The 17,641-nt window shown below is 60.6% G+C and carries 17 protein-coding genes and 1 pseudogene; 10 read left to right on the top strand and 8 right to left on the bottom strand.

Annotation, left to right across the window (positions count from 1 at the left end):
* Positions 1-3 precede the first annotated feature (3 nt).
* Entirely contained in the window at positions 4-237 is a 234-nt protein-coding gene (locus ACF8PE_RS17090) for a DUF2171 domain-containing protein (protein ID WP_032616329.1), read from the bottom strand.
* A gap of 210 nt (positions 238-447) precedes the next feature.
* Here ACF8PE_RS17090 and ACF8PE_RS17085 point away from each other — a divergent pair, with 210 nt between their 5' ends.
* Complete coding sequence (locus ACF8PE_RS17085; RefSeq protein WP_098946219.1) at positions 448-633, top strand: DUF2767 family protein; 186 nt, start codon at positions 448-450, stop codon at positions 631-633.
* A gap of 54 nt (positions 634-687) precedes the next feature.
* On the opposite strand, the gene ACF8PE_RS17080 is transcribed toward ACF8PE_RS17085, so the two are convergent.
* Complete coding sequence (locus tag ACF8PE_RS17080) at positions 688-1,809, bottom strand: JmjC domain-containing protein (protein ID WP_392495104.1); 1,122 nt, start codon at positions 1,807-1,809, stop codon at positions 688-690.
* A 206-nt stretch (positions 1,810-2,015) separates the two neighbouring features.
* Between ACF8PE_RS17080 and ACF8PE_RS17075 the strand changes: the two genes are divergently transcribed.
* A complete protein-coding gene (locus ACF8PE_RS17075; RefSeq protein WP_032616326.1) occupies positions 2,016-2,312 on the top strand; it encodes a hypothetical protein in 297 nt (98 codons plus the stop codon).
* Here the strand turns inward: ACF8PE_RS17075 and ACF8PE_RS17070 are convergent.
* Entirely contained in the window at positions 2,309-3,079 is a 771-nt protein-coding gene (locus tag ACF8PE_RS17070) for a DeoR/GlpR family DNA-binding transcription regulator (protein ID WP_392495103.1), read from the bottom strand. The genes ACF8PE_RS17075 and ACF8PE_RS17070 overlap by 4 nt on opposite strands.
* Before the next feature lie 98 nt (positions 3,080-3,177).
* Here ACF8PE_RS17070 and ACF8PE_RS17065 point away from each other — a divergent pair, with 98 nt between their 5' ends.
* The 5 genes from ACF8PE_RS17065 to ACF8PE_RS17045 all read left to right on the top strand — a co-directional run bounded on the left by ACF8PE_RS17065 (position 3,178) and on the right by ACF8PE_RS17045 (position 6,076).
* The gene (locus ACF8PE_RS17065) at positions 3,178-3,336 is read left to right on the top strand and encodes a hypothetical protein (protein ID WP_155166262.1); all 159 of its coding nucleotides are present in this window, start codon (positions 3,178-3,180) and stop codon (positions 3,334-3,336) included.
* The gene (locus ACF8PE_RS17060; protein ID WP_392495102.1) at positions 3,333-4,490 is read left to right on the top strand and encodes an MFS transporter; all 1,158 of its coding nucleotides are present in this window, start codon (positions 3,333-3,335) and stop codon (positions 4,488-4,490) included. Before ACF8PE_RS17065 ends, ACF8PE_RS17060 begins: the two co-directional genes overlap by 4 nt.
* A gap of 1 nt (position 4,491) precedes the next feature.
* The gene (locus tag ACF8PE_RS17055) at positions 4,492-4,878 is read left to right on the top strand and encodes a VOC family protein (protein ID WP_285126904.1); all 387 of its coding nucleotides are present in this window, start codon (positions 4,492-4,494) and stop codon (positions 4,876-4,878) included.
* A 476-nt stretch (positions 4,879-5,354) separates the two neighbouring features.
* Positions 5,355-5,954, top strand: a complete 600-nt coding sequence (locus ACF8PE_RS17050; RefSeq protein WP_032616315.1) for a response regulator transcription factor — start codon at positions 5,355-5,357, stop codon at positions 5,952-5,954.
* Between the two features lie 35 nt (positions 5,955-5,989).
* A complete protein-coding gene (locus ACF8PE_RS17045) occupies positions 5,990-6,076 on the top strand; it encodes a hypothetical protein (RefSeq protein ID WP_373880304.1) in 87 nt (28 codons plus the stop codon).
* Between the two features lie 137 nt (positions 6,077-6,213).
* Here ACF8PE_RS17045 and ACF8PE_RS17040 read toward each other — a convergent pair whose 3' ends face one another.
* The 5 genes and pseudogenes from ACF8PE_RS17040 to ACF8PE_RS17020 all read right to left on the bottom strand — a co-directional run bounded on the left by ACF8PE_RS17040 (position 6,214) and on the right by ACF8PE_RS17020 (position 13,479).
* The gene (locus ACF8PE_RS17040) at positions 6,214-11,811 is read right to left on the bottom strand and encodes an AAA family ATPase (RefSeq protein WP_392495101.1); all 5,598 of its coding nucleotides are present in this window, start codon (positions 11,809-11,811) and stop codon (positions 6,214-6,216) included.
* Positions 11,812-11,867: 56 nt separating this feature from the next.
* Positions 11,868-12,236 (bottom strand): response regulator, encoded by a 369-nt coding sequence (locus tag ACF8PE_RS17035; RefSeq protein ID WP_032616313.1) that lies wholly within the window; start codon positions 12,234-12,236, stop codon positions 11,868-11,870.
* A gap of 27 nt (positions 12,237-12,263) precedes the next feature.
* Entirely contained in the window at positions 12,264-12,521 is a 258-nt protein-coding gene (locus ACF8PE_RS17030; protein WP_032616312.1) for a DUF1427 family protein, read from the bottom strand.
* Complete coding sequence (locus tag ACF8PE_RS17025; RefSeq protein ID WP_032616311.1) at positions 12,518-12,727, bottom strand: DUF1427 family protein; 210 nt, start codon at positions 12,725-12,727, stop codon at positions 12,518-12,520. Before ACF8PE_RS17025 ends, ACF8PE_RS17030 begins: the two co-directional genes overlap by 4 nt.
* A gap of 59 nt (positions 12,728-12,786) precedes the next feature.
* Positions 12,787-13,479 (bottom strand): annotated as a pseudogene (locus ACF8PE_RS17020) (hydrolase).
* 237 nt (positions 13,480-13,716) lie between these two features.
* Between ACF8PE_RS17020 and ACF8PE_RS17015 the strand changes: the two are divergent.
* The 3 genes from ACF8PE_RS17015 to ACF8PE_RS17005 are packed head-to-tail and all read left to right on the top strand — an operon-like array spanning position 13,717 to position 17,614.
* On the top strand, positions 13,717-15,588 hold the full coding sequence (locus ACF8PE_RS17015; RefSeq protein ID WP_151583532.1) for an amidohydrolase: 1,872 nt from the start codon (positions 13,717-13,719) through the stop codon (positions 15,586-15,588).
* 5 nt (positions 15,589-15,593) lie between these two features.
* Positions 15,594-16,007 (top strand): DoxX family protein, encoded by a 414-nt coding sequence (locus tag ACF8PE_RS17010; RefSeq protein WP_098946283.1) that lies wholly within the window; start codon positions 15,594-15,596, stop codon positions 16,005-16,007.
* Positions 16,004-17,614, top strand: coding sequence for an MFS transporter (locus ACF8PE_RS17005; protein WP_392495100.1), 1,611 nt, complete (start codon positions 16,004-16,006; stop codon positions 17,612-17,614). Before ACF8PE_RS17010 ends, ACF8PE_RS17005 begins: the two co-directional genes overlap by 4 nt.
* The last annotated feature ends 27 nt before the right edge of the window (positions 17,615-17,641 follow it).

The raw sequence follows: 17,641 nt of genomic DNA, 5'->3' as shown, positions 1-17,641 counted from the left end.
TAATCACGCCTCTTGCCAGGCGGCAAAGGTTTCTTCGTGATTTTTATTCAGCACGACTTTATTGCCGTCAATTTTATCGACCCACTCCAGCGGAATATAATGGTGTTTGCCGCCAGACTCGGAATCGTTTTTTGCCAGCTTAATACGCTCGCCGTCAAGATGGTCAACTGTACCGACGTGGTGACCGCAGCTTGCAACAACCGGAGCATGTTCCTTGATTTCACTCTTGTTTACCATAATTAATTCTCCTCATCAGGTTTCTACGGGTTGTGTCACGAAACTAACTGTAGACCATAAATAATTTATTTACCGCCTCATTAGCATTTCGAAACATATTTCCCGACACGTTTAAAGAACAAGCGAAATATATAAGAATGCGCCTATAAATATTCCAGCAACGTTATTATGCGGCATAATTACTGTCACGCACTCAACATGGAGGCATATATGGTAGAAGCCAATCGTACCGAAATATCCCTGGCTCTTGGTGAAGCGGTTTTAGACGTTGTACAAAAAGGCCAGGAAGTGTCGAGAGAGAATCTTGCCCGGGCCATGAAAACGAAAGCCGAGCGAGAAAACGATGATGACCGCCTGCTTGATTACTGGAAGGCCTGTCATATCCTCGCGGCTTAGCGATAGCGGCGTGGGGCCTGCGCCCCGCGCCGTCTTAACGATCACTCGTTAACGTTACTCGTCAAAGAACCAGTAACCCTGGTTAATCAGCCCGGTCAGCTCTTCCACAAACGCCGGATTTTGCAGCGCAGTGCCCAGCTCCGCCTGGCCCAGCTCGGTATAGCGGCACAGCGCATCCGCCGCCGTTGCGTCTACCGTCTCCAGCTTCTCGCTGTTGATGAAGAAGCTCCCGCCGATATTCAGCACCCGCAGCCCGCTCAGGCGAGTTAAGGTTTCGCCGCCCAGCAGCGCGTCGAGCACCTCTTCCATGGTGTATTCCGGCTCAGCAGGGGCGATATCCAGCTCGTGACGCGGAGTGGAGATAAAGCTGCCAAACCAGTCTCTGAAGTCGTCCGGCTGGCTGATCATCGCGATCATCATCTGACGCAGGCGCTCAAGTTCGTACTCTTCCACCCGGCCCGGGTGCTCGCGGCAGGTCAGATCGGGATCGCTGTAGTGCTCGCCGCCCAGATCGTTTTCCAGGGCGTAATCAGCAAAGCTGCTGATCAGATCCCGGCCGTTCGGACCACGGAAGCCCACCGAATAGTTAAGTGCCGTCTCGTGGGTGAAGCCGTCATGCGGGAATCCAGGTGGGATGTAGAGGATATCTCCCGGGGCCAGATCTTCGTCGATGATGGGCTCAAAGGGATCGACATGCAGCAGCGCCGGATGTGGACAGAACTGACGCATCGGCAGCTTGTCCCCTACGCGCCAACGTCGGCTGCCCATCCCCTGAATGATAAACACATCGTACTGGTCGATATGCGGCCCCACGCCGCCGCCCGGGACGGAGAAGGAGATCATCAGGTCATCGAGACGCCAGTCCGGCAGCACGCGGAACGGGCGTACCAGCTCCGCAGCCGGTGCGTGCCAGTGGTTGACCGCCTGCGCCAGCAGCGACCAGCCGGTATCGCCTAAGCCGTCGAAGTGCTCGAACGGACCGTTGCTGGCATGCCATTTACCCTCTTTATGGCTGACCAGGCGACTGTCCACTTCCGGCTCCATCGCCAGCCCTGCCAGCTCATCCGGGCTGATAGGATCGATAAAGTTGGGCAGGGCGTTCTTTAAAACGACAGGTTTCTTTTGCCAGTATTTTTCTAAAAATTCCGGCCAGTTCAGGTTGAGTTGATACGCCATGGTGAGCACCAGTGAAAAGATAAACGGGTCTGATTATAGGAAGGGGCCGGGGCTGGCTGCTTTGTCATGGGTCAAGCGGGGGTGAAATCTGTCTCATTCAGCCTTTCGCATGACACAGACTGACAGTTTCACGCTTTATCGTGAGCGCGAGATAGAGAGCGACTTATATCGTTAATGACAAAGAGTGTGCCGTCATGAGAGCTACCATGAGCCAGTTTACCGAATATCCCGTTACCGCCCAGGTAAAGACCCTGATGGAAGTCTATACGCGCAAAGAGCACCCGTCGGTGTTCTCGCCTGTGGCCAGTGAGCTGCCTGCGGGGAGCCGTATCCGCGTGCAGGCGGCGGTAGTTGGCGATGCAGTGCAGGGCAATCCGCACTGGTACAGGATTGATGAGGACACCTTTATCTGGTCCGGCGCCTGTACCCGTATCGACCCCTGCCCCGCGTTTCCGCCCTACACCAAAGTTAACTGGACGGCGGTGGTGTTTGAGGTACGTTAGGCACTGATCACCCGCACATCCTGCGCCGCTAAGGCCGCCACCGCCTCATTATCCAGGCTCGCCTCCACCACCAGCACGTCGATATCACGGCTTTTCGCCACCACAAAGCGCGCCACACCGGGGATTTTATCGGTGGTGAGCGCCACGATGGTCTGGCTGCTCTGGGCGATCACGGCTTTTTTAAACTCGCAGTCGGCAAAGTCGAACCCGGTCAGCCCCATCCCCGGATCCATCGCGCAGCCGCCGATAAACGCCTGATCGAAAATAATCCCCTGGATCTGGCTGGTCGCTGTGGCCCCCACCGCACCGCCGGAGGTACGCTGGATCTGGCCGCCAGTGATGATCACCTCGCATAAGGGGTGATGCAGCAGTTCCGCGGCAATGGCCGGGGAGTTGGTTACCACCGTGATCGCCAGATCCGGCGGCAGGGCCTTCGCCAGCGCGAGGTTGGTGGTGCCGGTGTCAATAAAAATGCAGCTTCCTGCTTTGATCAGGGTTGCCGCTTTCTGCGCGATCGTGGCTTTTTTTGCGTGATTTTTTTGCTCACGGCTGTGAAAGTTTCCGGCATCCGCTAGCTGCAGCACTGCCCCGCCATAGACCTTCTTACAGATCCCCTCTTTACTAAGCTCCTGTAAATCACGGCGAATGGTATGTTCCGACACCTGCATCCGGGTCGCCAGTTCGGCGCAGACCACTCGGCCATTTTCCTGCAGGATCTGGCGGATCAGATCTTGTCGTTGTTCCGGGAAAGCTGCATAATCGAGCATAAATTATCTTCTATGGATTTGAATCGAGCAACAATGCGCATAATGTTGCATGTCGGCGCGCTCTGTCAATCCACCAGGCCCGAAACCGGAGCGTCACGATGAAATACTATGATGATTACCGTCAGCAGGTGCCCGCCACCCACCCTTATGACGGCTTCCTGTTTAAGCCTGAGACTGCAAATTCGCGCCCAGGGGAGAAGGTGCAACACAAAACACCCGCCCCTCCCATACTGAAACCTTATAAGGATATAAAATGACCCATCAGACCACCGGAGCCGTCCATCGGCTTGCCACCCGGATCGTCTTTTTTATTGCCGGATACGTGACCGCCACCTGGGCGGTGCTGGTGCCCTACGCCAAAGCCAATACCGGGGTTAACGAGGCCACGCTTGGCTCGCTGCTGCTCTGCCTGGGGATGGGGGCATTGATTGCGATGCCGCTCACCGGGATGCTGACCAGCCGCTACGGCTGCCGTCGGGTGATCGTCACGGCACTGGCGATTGTCATGCTCACCACGCCGCTGCTGGCCATCATCCCTGACCCGCGCCTGCTGGCCGCCGCGCTGCTGCTGTTCGGCGTGGGCGTAGGGGTGACGGACTGCGCCATGAACATTCAGGCGATCATCGTCGAGCGCGACTCCCCTCAGCCGGTGATGTCCGGTTTTCACGGCATGTACAGCGTCGGCGGCATCGCGGGGGCCGGGGCGATGACCCTGCTACTGACCCTGGGTGCCAGCGCCGTTGTCGCCTGCCTGATCATCATCCTGAGCGTTATCCTGATGCTCGCCGCCAGCCTGAAAGGGCTGCTGCCGTGGTCCAACCCCGCCACCGGCCCGGCGTTTGCCGTGCCGCGCGGCGTGGTGCTGTTGATTGGTGCTATCTGCTTTGCGGTGTTCCTCGCCGAAGGGACAGTGCTGGACTGGAGTGCGGTGTTCCTCACCGAAGTGCGCGGCGTACCGGAGTCGCTGGGCGGGCTGGGCTTCACCTGCTTTGCGGTGGCAATGACGATTTTCCGCTTAACCGGCGACCGGCTTATCGCCCGCACGGGCGCTCTGCGCGCGGTGGTGGGTGGCGCGATCGTGGCCGCAGTCGGCTTTGCGCTGGTGACCTTTGTTCCGCAGTGGCAGCTGTCGCTGGTGGGCTATGTGCTGGTGGGTGCCGGCTGCGCCAATATCGTGCCGGTGATGTTCTCCGCCGTTGGCCGTCAGACCCGCATGCCGCAGGCGGTCGCCGTCCCGGCAATTACCACGATGGGCTACCTCGGCGTGCTCGCCGGGCCTGCCATTATCGGTTATATGGCGCATGCCACCTCTTTAACCCAGGCGTTTATGGTCATTATGCTGCTGATGCTGATTGTCGCCATGCTCTCCGTGACCGTTACCGCCAACCAACCCGCCCGCAGCGAGGGATGATATGAATATTGCACATGTCGCACTCTGGACCCGCAACCTGGACGCCCAAGTAGACTTCTGGGAGTCGGTATTTGGCGCACGCCGCAACGAACGCTACCTGAGTAAAAATCGCCCGGGGTTTGCGTCCCACTTTATGACCCTTAGCGACGGGCCGACCATCGAGCTGATGACCGTCCCGGATCTGGCCGATACGCCGTCGCATGCGGAATTTGTCGGCTGGGCGCATATCGCCCTGAACGTCGGCAGCAAAGCGGATGTGGATCGGATGGCGGAGCAGGCGCGGGCAACCCACACGCTGTTGAGCGCCCCTCGTATGACCGGAGACGGCTATTATGAAGCCGTGATTGCGGATCCCGATGGAAACCATATTGAGCTGGTGGGTGAGTAATCCCCTCACCCTAACCCTCTCCCCAAAGGGGAGAGGGGATCGCCCGTGCATCTGGCAAACACCCGCTTCATAAAACTGGCGTTTCCCCCCTCCTGATTGAATTGCGGATCCCGATGGAAACCGTATTGAGCTGGTGGGGGAGTAATCCCCTCACCCTGACCCTCTCCCCAAAGGAGAGAGGGGATCGTCCGTGCATCTGGCAAACACCCGCTTCATAAAATTGGCGTTTCCCCCCTCTCAATTGACGACAATTTGACCATTCCTGGCCTACGCTTATCCAATATGAAAAGCGGTTTTGATATCTTATCCGTCGCTTTCATACAGTTATCATATTGTTAAATGATAATGATAATTAATGTGTTAAAGTTGCTGCGTTCATAAAACTGCCGCCATAACCGCTTGAACACCCGGGAGGTAGTTTTCACGCTGAGCGAAAATCCTCTCATCTCTGTCAGGCTGAAACATTGGGGCTATTAATGGAACACATTGTCTATGTCGTTGATGATGATCACGCTGTCAGGCGGTCCGTTGTCGGGCTGCTGGAGTCTGCCGGGCTGAACGCCCTCGACTTTTCTTCGGCAGAATCTTTTCTGCAACACAGGTTTGAAGATGTGCCCTCCTGCGTGATCCTCGATATGCAGATGCCCACCATCAGCGGGTTTGAGGTGGCGGATACGCTAAAGGCCAGCGGGCGTGAGATCCCGATTATCTATCTCACCGGATATGGCACCATTCCCATGTCGGTGAAGGCGATAAAAGGCGGCGCATACGAGTTTCTCACTAAGCCGGTGGCGTCGAACGATCTGATCGACTCGATTAGCGCGGCGCTTAAGCAGGCGGAAGAGAATGCCCTGCACCTGCGCGAGCAGTACTCCCTTAAGCAGCGCCACCTCTCGCTGACGCCCCGTGAACAACAGGTGTTACAGCTGGCGATCAGCGGGCTGCTGAATAAGCAGATCGCCGCCGAGCTGGGGGTAAGCGAAATCACGGTGAAAGTCCATCGCCGCCGGGTGATGGATAAAATGCAGGCCCGCTCGCTGGCGGATCTGGTCAGGGCCGCAGAGCGCCTGGCCTGAAATCCGCCGTCAGTGCAGGGAGAAGCGAAATCACGGTGAACGTGCATCGCCGCCGGGTGATGGATAAGATGCAGGCCCGCTCGCTGGCGGATCGGGTCAGGGCCACAGAACGCCTGGCCTGAAATCCGCCGTCAGAGCCGGGAGAAGTGAAATTACGGTGAAAGTCCATAGCCGACGGTTGATGGATACAATGCAGGCCCGCTCGCTGGCGGATCGGGTCAGAGACGCAGAGCGCCTGACCTGAAGTCCGCCATTAGAATCACGCCATGCTGGCTGCCAGCGGCAGCGTAAAGGCGAAAACGCAGCCATGCGGCTCGCGATTGCGGGCCGTCAGCTTGCCCCGGTGGCGCTCGATAATGCTGTAGCTAATGGTCAGCCCCACTCCCATCCCCTGGGCTTTGGTGGAGTAGAACGAGTCAAAAATACGCTCGGTTAACCCCGGTTCGATGCCGGTGCCGCTGTCGGCCATTTCAAATGTGATCCCCCCGCCTTCAGGATTCGACGTCGAGAGCACCAGCGTGCCTGGGCGATCCGCGATCTCGGCCATCGCCTCTATCGCGTTCATCACCAGGTTCAGCAACACCTGCTGGATCTGTACGCTATCCCCCACGATAAAGCTGTCTTCTGCCGCCAGGGCATAGTTGACGCTGATGCGTCGCTGCTCCAGCTCGCTGCGCGACAGGGTGATGATGTGCCGCACCAGATGGTGCAGATCGATGCGGGCAAAGACCGGATCCTGCTTGCGGGTAAGGGATTGCAGGCTGCGGATGATCTCCCCTGCCCGCTCGCCCTCTGAAACAATCTCCTCCAGCCCGAGGCGGGCTTTATCCAGCCGGGCTGGATCGCGGTTGAGCCAGCGCAGGCTTGCCCCGGCATTGGCGACAATCGACATCAGCGGCTGGTTGATCTCATGCGCGATGGACGAGGTTAACTGCCCGACGGTCGTGGCGCGCGAAACGCGGGCCAGCTCTGCCTGGGCGACACGCATGGCGTCTTCGGCCCTGCGCTGGGTGGTGATGTCGGTGATGATGCCGTAATACTCGTTCACCTCGCTGCCCACCCCCACTGGATCGCCAATCCCCAGAATGGTGCGGGTGGCGCCATCAGCGCGGATAATGCGGAACTCGGCGCGCATGGTCAGGCCGTCGCGCACGCTCTCGGTCACCAGGGTGCTGATGCGCGAATAATCATCCTGATGCACAAAGGTCAGAAACTCGGCCATGGAGATCATCTTCTGTTTCTCCGGCAGCCCCAGAATACGGGCGTACTCTTCCGACATAAACATCAGATCTTGCTCCAGCTCCCAGCGCCAGCTGCCGGTGTGGCTGATCTGCTCCCCCAGCATCAGCGAGGTCTGGCTGGCCCGCAGCTCTTTCTCGACCCGGCGGCGCTGGAGGTTCTCTTCCAGCAGTTCGGCGTACAGGCGGGCGGTTTCAAGAGAGATGGCGGCATGCGCCCCCAGCAGGCTCACCACCCGGGAGTGTTCGACGGTGAAGACTTCCGGCATCAGGCGGTTCTCCAGATAGAGCACCCCTACCAGCCGCGCCTGCTTGAACATCGGGACGCACATCACCGCCGCGCCGGAGGTCACCAGATAGGGATCCTGGCTGAAGGGATGAAACTCTTCGGGTTTGCCGGTGTGGATCTCCTGCCCGGTGCGGATCACCGCCGCCAGCACCGTCAGCGGCATGTCGGTGGCCATCGGCACCTCTTTGCGGATCTGCACCCGCACTCCGTCGGTGGTGGTGCTGGCGCTGGCCTCGATCTCCGGGATGTTGTTGTCATTTACCCGAATCAAGAGGCCACGCTGCGCCCCGGCCCGCTCCAGCAGGATGGTCATCAAGGTTTCGATCAGCCGCTCAAGATTGATCTCCTCCGAGAGAGCACGCGAGGCCTTGATCACGCTCTGCAGATCGCGGATCTCTTCGTTGCGGGCAAAGGCCACCGTGTCCCAGGCGTTGGCCTGGCCGGGGGAGAGCAGGTACGGGAAATCCCGCTCCAGCTGGCGCACCTTAGACTGCGCCCCGGCCCGTCCCCAGGCGGTCATCGCCCCGCGGAAATGGGCATCGGCGGCGGTGGTGTAGCCGCAGGCATGGGCGAAGCGCCCCGCCAGCTCGTGCGCCAGGGCGTTGAACGCGTTAAAGCCCCCTTCCCGCGACAGGCGCACCGCCTTCTCGTACTGCTCAAGGGCGATGCTGTTCATCCCGTCCAGCCGCACGATCTCGGCGTAGATCAGCGCCTCTTTATCGGCAAAAGTGCCCGGATTGATCCGCGCCCAGAGGACGATTTTGTCGTAGTGAAGGTGGATCTGGCGGCGCAGATCGGCGGAAAAGGTCTCCGGGGTCAGTTGCTGCGAAAGCGTAAGCGCGCTGTAGAGATGGTAATCCAGCAGATGAATATGACCGGGGGCAGACCAGGCAAAGCGCCCGGCCTGCGCAAGATTATCTGCCGCCTGCGGGAATTCGCCGCAGGCGAAGTGGGCCATGCCACGATAGAGCCAGAACCAGAACAGCATGGTGGAGGTCTGCTCCGTAGCCTGCTCCGGCGCGGCGGGCAGCAGGGACTCTGGCAGCACATCGCTGGCGCTCCAGTGGCCGCTCACCGGCGTGCGCAGGTGCTCCACGTAATGGCGCTGGATGAGCAGGATCGCCTCGACATCCTGGAAATGGCTTTTGCGCACAAAGGCCAGCCCGCGCTCGATGCTGGTCAGCACCCCATCGAGATGATCGCCCCGGGTGAGGAAGTTGATCACCTGGTGGCAGGCGGCAAAGCAGGCCATCGTCATGTCCCCGTGCGTCACGGCGGAGGTGAAGCAGGCTTTGGCGCACTCGATGGTGAAGGAGAGCGGCTGGGTCCAGACGCTGAGCTGATCCAGCGGCAGCAGGGTTTTGGCTTCGAAAGCGTCGTAGCCGTGGCGGCTAACCAGCTCCCGCGCCAGAGTGCCGTACTGGAAGCCGAGACGATACTCGGCATAACGGTGGCCAATCAGTACCCCAAACCACGCAATCGCCGGGGCAGACGCGCCGGTAATACCGTGATCCAGCGTCAGGTGTAGCATCCGACACAGCAGAACGAAATGCAGGCGCGAGCTGGTAAAGCTGGCGAACACGCAGGCGCTGTTGAGCAGGTTCATCACCGCTTCGGTGTCACCGTCGTTCATCCGCAGCAGCGCAGCAAAATGGCCCTGCGGGTTATCGCCGACGCGGTTGCACAGGCTGTGCCAGGCCTCGTCGCACTCGGCGGTCTCCGGGTAGCGGCTGACGTGAATGCCAAACACCGCCAGCCAGCTCAGCGCCGCCTCCAGCGCCAGCCGGTTGTCGGACTGGCGCATATAGACTTCCGTTAGCAGGTTGGCCGCCAGCGCTTTTTCCGCCAGCCCGCCAGCGGAGCTAAGAATGCGGTCGCACAGCCGACGGGTACCGTCGAGATTGCCCAGCGCGAACTGGCACCCGGCCTCTTCGCTGTCCAGCGTGAAGTCGCTGGCGCTCTCCGGCAGCGAACCGGCGTTGCCCAGCGCGCGGGCGGTCTGAATGTAGCTCAGGGCCGACAGGTAATCCCCCGAACGCCGGGCGCGGCGGGCCGCCAGCAGGCTCAGCTCGCGGAACATCTGGCGCTGGGGCGCAGGCTGAATGCAGTCCAGCGCCGCCGTGACGTGATGCACGGCGCGGAACAGGATCTCGTTGCCCGCCGCCTGGCGGGCCGACTCTGCCAGCAGGCTGGCGGTGGTCAAGTGCAGGCGGCTGCGCTCGGCGTTATCCAGCAGGGCGAAGGCCGCTTCCTGCACCCGGTCGTGGGTAAAGGCATAGCCCTCGTCGCTGAGGGCGATCAGCTGCGCCGTCACCGCCGGGTGCAGGGCATAGCGGATCTCCGCCGTGGACATCGACACGACCCGGCAGACCATCTCCAGCTCGCCGCTACCGCCCAGGCAGGCGATGCTGCCCAGCAGCCGCCGGGTGTCGTCCGGCATCTCCTCCAGCTGCTGTAGCACCAGGGTGACCACGTTTTCGGTGTAGTGCCGGGTGCGGATGGCGTGCAGATCGTAGTGCCATTTATCCTGATATTTATTATGTGCTACCAGCCCGTCATCGACGATCCGGCGGAAAAACTCATGGACGAACAGCGGGTTGCCGCCGGTTTTCTCATGGATCAGCCCGGCCAGATCGAGGGTGCTGGCCGAGCGGGTATGAAAGATATTCGCCAGCCAGAGCGACACCGCCTTCACCGACAGCGGCTCCGGGCGCAGCTCGGTGGTATTACGCGAGGCGAGGTGCAGATTCGCCAGCTGATGATGCAGGGCGCTGTCCGGCAGCGAGCAGGCATCCCGGTGCGCCACCACCATCAGCAGCGGCACGGTGCTGGCGTGGATCAGCAGATACTCCAGGATTTGCAGGCTGGCGGCGTCGATCCAGTGGATGTCGTCCAGCAGCAGCACCAGCGGGCAGCCCGCGCTGGCGAAGGCTTTCACCAGCGCCAGCACCATATGGCTGAAACGCGCCCGGGTGTCGATGGAGAAGGTGTCGCTGGTAAAGCGCGGCTTGTTATCCAGCAGCAGCCGCAGCTCCGGCACCAGGCTGACGGCTAAGGCTTCGTAGCCCTCCAGCTCGCGCGACAGGCGCACCTTCCACTGGGCCACCTCCTCCGCCGACAGCCCCAGCAGGTGCAGCACCAGGGTACGAAACGCCGAGGTTAGCGCCGCATAGGGCAGCGTGGGGGAAAACTGATCCACCTTGCCCACCGCCAGCAGCACACTGCGGTGTTGCAGGGCCTTCAGCCCGGAGGCGATCAGCGAGGATTTTCCGATCCCCGACGGGCCGCTGATCGCCACGAATCCGGCGAGGTTATCGCGGCTGACCCGATCGAAGGCGTGAATAAGATCCGCCGCCTGCGGATGGGCGGTGTAAAGGGTGTCGGTAAGATAAAACGCGGGGGAGCGATCCTGCAGGCCAGGGGTAAAGGCGGCAATGTCCCCGTCGCCACTCAGGGTGGCCTGGCAGCGGCGCAGGTCGGCGATCAGGCCGTCAACGGTCTGGTAGCGGTTCTCCGGTTTTTTTGCCAGCAGCTTGAGGACGATGGCCGACAGCATGGGAGGCACACCGGGGCACACCACGCCGGGGGCGCGCGGCTCGGAGGCGATATGGTAGTGCGCCCATTTGCCCTGATCCTGGCTTCCCGGTTCAAACGGCAGGCTGCCAGTGAGCAGTTCGTAAAGCACAACGCCCAGGCTGTAGAGATCGCTGCGGCTGTCCACCGCGCGTTGGGTGCGGGTGGTGTGTTCCGGCGACATATAGGCCGGCGTGCCGCCGATGATTGCCAGCCGCGCCTGCTGTAGCTCTTGCGAGGTGCCGGACGACAGGCCAAAGCCCCCCAGCCGACAGCTGGTGTCATCGTGAATAAAAATATTGCCGGGCTTGATATCCCCGTGTACCAGGTTGCGCAGGTGCATCAGGCGCAGCGGCAGGCTGATGCGGATCGCCAGATCGAGGAAGCTCTGGATACAGGCTATCGGCGCGCCAACAATCCTTGTTAACAGCACAAACGAAAAGGGGGCATAAACCAGTGCAAAGCGCCCGTGGTACTGCGTGCTGGCGACCGGGCGGATGGCCCAGTCGTCGCTCAGGTATTCCCGCAGGGCAAACTCGTTGCGCAGCAGGCGCGTTGCGCTGGCCTCTTCTTCATCGCTCACCCCGGTGGCGATAATAAACGACCCGCCGGAACTGGGCAGACGGGCATTCAGCCAGCAGAGGCTCCCCTCCTGCCCCAGTGGGGTAAAAATAACGTCTTCTTTAAGCACAAAAGCCCGCCCTTCGGACAAATTTCCGGGGGCGGGCCAGCGAGCAGGCAGCGATGAGTTGTTCATCCACGTTCCTTATTGTTCTTCATTAATGGTTCTCGTGGGGAGGTTTGTCGCGGTTGTCAGGCTGTGAGCGCGCGCTGAATGTGCGCCAGCAATACCTCGACATTAATCGGCTTGCGCAAAAAAGCAACGGCGCCGTGATCAACAGCGTAGCGTTGCATATTGTCATCCGCATGACCGGAAATAAAAATAAGTGGGGGTGGCGAGGTGGCGATGAGACGAAGTTTGTCGAGCATTTCGAGTCCGGTCATTCCCCGCAGGCGGATATCGGCAATCACCAGCGCCGCGTCTGCCAGCGCGGTGGGGTGGCTGAGAAACCCCTCCGCCGAGTCGAAGGCTTCTGTGGCGTACCCCTCCGACTGCAGCAGGTTGCTTAACCCGCTGCGAACAGACCGTTCATCATCAATGATGGCTATGCGCTGCGGCATGCTCTCTTTCCTCAAACGAAAACGTGATTAACCCTCGCGACCGTCGCCGGGACCGGGTGGAGGCGCAGTGCCGCTAATTTTGGGAACGCATTCGTGGCGAAACCAGGTCATCGTCAGCTGACGGCTGAACAGACGGCGTCCAATCGGGATCAGCTGTTCACCCACCAGCATTCCAAACAGCCCCATCAGCGCGACGACCGGGGGTGCGGGCGAGTGTACATCAATTGCGGCATAAATCACCCCTGCCAGAATTCCACAGCTCAGCGAAACAACCCAGGCTTTCATGACGAGGCTCCTGTGGAGAGGGTGACGGGCGCTTTTTGCGCGGTGTCGTCAGCATGCAAAAAATGACGGGTGGCCTGTTCACCGGCCAGCATCCCCAGCAGGCCAATCAGCGCCAGCGCAGGCGGGGCCGGAGAGCGCACTTTCAGCAGCGCGTACAGCAGGCCAATCAACACGCCTGCCGCGAGGGAAATTAACCCAGTACTCATGATGAACTCCAGAGAGATCAACGGCAGGCCGGATGAGGGCCCAGCCTGCCGCGACACACTTAGCGGACCGGGGCAGGAACCGGGGCCAGGGTTTCGTGCTCGCTCTTCTGGCGAGACGGCGCGTTGTGCACCATGGTTTAAGCGTAATCAACGCCCATGCCGTAGGCACCGGAGTGCTCACGCACGATATCCATCACCGCGTTGTAGGTCTCTTTACGCGCCCAGTCACGCTGCCACTCCAGCATCACCTGCTGCCAGGTTACCGGGATCACGCCAGCCTGGATCATGCGCTGCATCGCGAAGTCATGGGCGTCTTTCGAGGTGCCGCCAGAAGCGTCAGCCACCATGTAGATCTCGTAGTCGCCTTCCAGCATCGCGCACAGGGCGAAGGTGTTGTTGCACACTTCGGTCCACAGACCGGATACCACCACTTTCTTCTTGCCGTTGGCTTTCAGGGCGTCACGCACTTTCTGGTCATCCCAGGAGTTCATGGAAGTACGTTCCAGAATGTCTTTACCCGGGAACACATCCAGCAGTTCCGGGAAAGTGTTACCCGAGAAGCTTTCGGTCTCAACGGTGGTGATAATGGTCGGGATGTTGAACACTTTGGCCGATTTCGCCAGCGCCACCACGTTGTTTTTCAGCACCTGACGATCGATAGACTGCACGCCAAACGCCATCTGCGGCTGCTGGTCGATAAAGATCATCTGACAGTTATCAGGGGTTAACACTTCGAGTTTTGAGTTAGACATAATGGTATCCAGTGAGGTTAACAGGTGAAACCCGCCGCAGGACACTGCGACGATGCGTTGCCTGCATCCTATGTCTCCCTTACGCCCGGCGTAATTATCTCTTTGTATAATTAACCTTTCGTATAGTTATACGGAGGTATAGTTATACTTTGGTATACCTATCCCATTGTATAACTGGTTTTTTTAGGTAACCGGTTCCAATAATCCTGACATTTCCCCTCTCAGTCAGGAGCAGTTATGACTTCCTCTGCTAAAGCAGATTTGATTCTGGTAAACGGCCAGTTTCATACCGTCGATCGTGAAAATCCCCTCGCCGAAGCGGTTGCCGTGCGCGACGGCAAATTCCTTGCCGTGGGCACAGTTGCGGAAGTGATGCAATACCACGACGACGCCACCAAAGTGGTGGATCTGAAAGGTCACACCGCCATCCCGGGCCTGAACGACTCGCACCTGCACCTGATTCGTGGCGGGCTGAACTATAACCTCGAACTGCGCTGGGAAGGCGTGCCGTCACTGGCCGATGCCCTGCGGATGTTGAAAGAGCAGGCGCTGCGCACCCCGTCGCCACAGTGGGTACGCGTGGTGGGCGGCTGGAACGAGTTCCAGTTTGCCGAGCGCCGGATGCCAACCCTGGACGAGATCAACGAAGCCGCGCCGGATACGCCGGTCTTTATCCTGCACCTGTACGACCGCGCCCTGCTCAACCGCGCGGCGCTTAAGGTGGTCGGCTATACCAAAGATACGCCGAACCCACCGGGCGGTGAGATCCAGCGCGACGCCAACGGCAACCCGACCGGGATGCTGATCGCCCGTCCGAACGCCATGATCCTCTACGCGACCCTCGCCAAAGGGCCAAAACTGCCGCTGGAACAGCAGGTGAACTCCACCCGCCAGTTTATGCGCGAGCTGAACCGTCTGGGCTTAACCAGCGCCATCGACGCGGGCGGCGGTTTCCAGAACTACCCGGAAGACTACGAAGTGATCGCCGAACTGCATGAGAAAAAGCAGATGACGATCCGTATCGCCTACAACCTGTTTACCCAGCGTCCCGGCCACGAGCTGGAAGATTTCGAGAAGTGGACCGATATGCTCAAGCCGGGCCAGGGCACCGACTTCTTCCGCCATAACGGCGCAGGCGAGATGCTGGTCTTCTCGGCGGCTGACTTCGAAGATTTCCTCGAGCCGCGCCCGGATCTGGCGCCTGGCATGGAAGACGAACTCGAGCGCGTGGTGCGTCATCTGGTGGAGCACCGCTGGCCGTTCCGTCTGCACGCCACCTACGATGAGTCCATCAGCCGGATGCTGGACGTCTTCGAGAAAGTGAACCGCGAGATCCCCTTTGATGGCCTGCACTGGTTCTTCGACCACGCCGAGACCGTTACCCAACGCAACATCGACCGTATCAAGGCGCTGGGCGGCGGCATTGCCGTGCAGCACCGCATGGCCTTCCAGGGCGAGTACTTCGCCGAGCGTTACGGGATGGAAGCGGTGCGCCACACGCCGCCAGTCACCCGCATGCTGGAGACCGGCGTGCCGGTGGGTCTGGGCACCGACGCCACCCGCGTGGCGAGCTATAACCCGTGGACCGCGCTCTACTGGCTGGTCTCAGGCCGCACCGTCGGCGGGATGCAGATGTACGATCACAGCGCCCGTCTGGATCGCGACACCGCCCTGATGCTCTGGACCCAGGGCAGCGCGTGGTTCTCCAACGAGCAGAACCAGAAAGGCCAGATCAAAAAGGGCCAGCTCGCCGACCTGGCGGTACTGAGCAAAGACTTCTTCCGCGTGCCGGAAGAGGAAATCAAAGGTATCGAATCGGTACTGACGGTGGTGGATGGCAATATCGTCTACGCCGCAGGCAGCTTTGGCCCACTGGCTCCTCCTGCGATCCCGGTCCTGCCGGATTGGTCGCCGGTGGTGAAAGTGCCGGGTCACTACCGCAGCGCACCGCCGCAGGCCACCCGCGTGGGAATGCAGGCTGTTCACCACTGCAGCGGCCCGTGCGGTGTACACAACCACGCGCATGACTTTGCCCGCACGGCTGAGATGCCGGTGGCCGACGATAACGCCTTCTGGGGAGCGCTGGGCTGCAGCTGCTTTGCGTTTTAATCATGATGAACTCAACTTCACATCAGACCCTGCCCCGGATTGACCTGGGGCTGTTCTTCCTGCGTATCACCGGCAGCCTGCTGCTGCTGTACGTGCATGGCCTGCCGAAGGTGCTGCATTTCAGTGAAGAACTGACGCGGATCGAAGATCCCTTTGGCTTCGGGCCGTACTTCAGCCTGATCCCGGCGATCGTCGCCGAAGTGATCTGCCCGATCCTGATCTTGTTCGGCGTGGCGACCCGTCTGGCCTGCGTACCGATCATCGCCGTATTGCTGGTGGCGATGCTGGTGGTGCATCCGGGCTGGTCGATTGCTGAAGGTCAGTTTGGCTGGCTGCTGCTGATCATCTTCACCACGCTGGCGATCACCGGCCCTGGCGCGTGGCGGGTACGTTCGCGTGTTACGGAGAGATTCGCATGACCCAGATTACCGACTCGCACGTGGAGCATCCGCCTGTCCCGGCGATGTCCACCTGGCAGCCGCTGCATCAGCGGGTGTTCCGTATGCTGTGGATCGCCACGGTGGTCTCGAACGTCGGCTCATGGATGAGCGACGTGGGGGTCAACTGGAGCATGCTGACCCTGAGCGCCGATCCGCTGGATATCGCCCTGGTGCAGGCGGCAAGCAGCTTGCCGATGTTTCTCTTCGCCCTGCCCTCCGGGGTGATGGCGGATATCGTCGACCGGCGTAAGTACCTGCTCTTCTCCCAGCTGTGGATGTTTATTGCCGCAGCGGGGCTGGCGATCCTCTCGTTCACCGGGCATGTGACACCGACGGTGCTGCTGGCCGCGGCGTTTCTGTTGAGCGTTGGCAGCGCCATGAGTTCGCCGCCGTTCCAGGCGGTGGTGCCGGATCTGGTGAGCAAAGCCGAACTGGGTCCGGCGGTGGCGCTGAACTCCCTCGGGGTTAACATCAGTCGTGCCATCGGCCCGGCGCTGGGGGGCTTTTTGCTCTCGCTGGCCGGGCCGTGGATGGTGTTCATGCTCAATGCCCTGTCGGTGCTGGGCGTGGCCTGGGTGCTGTGGCGCTGGAAGCCTGCGGCCTCGGTGCAGCGCCTGCCGCCGGAGCACTTTTTCTCGGCGGTGCGCGCCGGCGTGCGCTACGTTCATGCTGCCTCGGTGCTGCGTAACGTGTTGATTCGCACCGTGGCGTTCTTCGTGTTCGCCAGTGCGGGCTGGGCGTTGCTGCCGCTGGTGGCGCGTCGGGAGCTGGGTCTCGGTCCGGCAGGGTACGGCATTATGCTGGCCTGCATCGGACTGGGAGCGATTGCCGGGGCGGTGCTGCTGCCGCGTCTTCGCCAGCGTCTGAACGCCGATCAACTGATGGTGGCGGCGAGCCTGGTCTTTGCTCTCACCATGCTGGCTCTGGCCTTCGTGCGCCACTTCTGGCTGCTGAACCTGTTTGAGTTCTTCACCGGCTTTGCGTGGATTGCCGTGCTCTCCACCCTCAACCTGGGGGCGCAACGCAGCGCCGCACGCTGGGTGAAAGCCCGGGCGCTGGCGGTCTATCTGACGGTCTTCTTCGGCTCGATGACCGCAGGCAGCGCCATCTGGGGACAGATTGCCTCGCACGTGAACACCGCCACGTCACTCTGCGTGGCGACCATCGGGATGCTGCTCGCCAGCGCCACGGTGCTGCGCTGGAAGCTGGAGAAAGATCCTAACCTGAACCTCGATACCAGCGGCCTGATTGCCGATGACGCGCGGGAGAGCATCCCCAACGAGCGCGGCCCGGTGCTGGTCTCCTGCGAGTATCAAATTGATCCTGAAGCGGTAAGCGAGTTCCTGAAGGCCGTCCACGAGCTGCGCCGGGTGCGCCGCCGTGCGGGAGCCATCAGCTGGGCGGTGTATGAAGATATCGACCAGCCGGGTCTTTATATCGAGACCTTCCTGATGGGATCCTGGGTGGAACACCTGCGCCTGCAGGAGCGCCACACCATGAATGACCACCTGCTGCAAAGCCGCGTGCTGGCTTTTCATCAGGGCGATGCACCTCCGGCGACCCGCTACCTGGTGGCGCCGGTTTAGAACCTACAACAACACTTTGAGGAAGAC

Origin of the sequence: Leclercia sp. GLN_9, assembly GCF_043105735.1 — a bacterium.
Classification (GTDB): Bacteria; Pseudomonadota; Gammaproteobacteria; order Enterobacterales; family Enterobacteriaceae; genus Enterobacter; species Enterobacter adecarboxylatus.
This window is presented reverse-complemented; position numbering and strand designations above follow the sequence as displayed.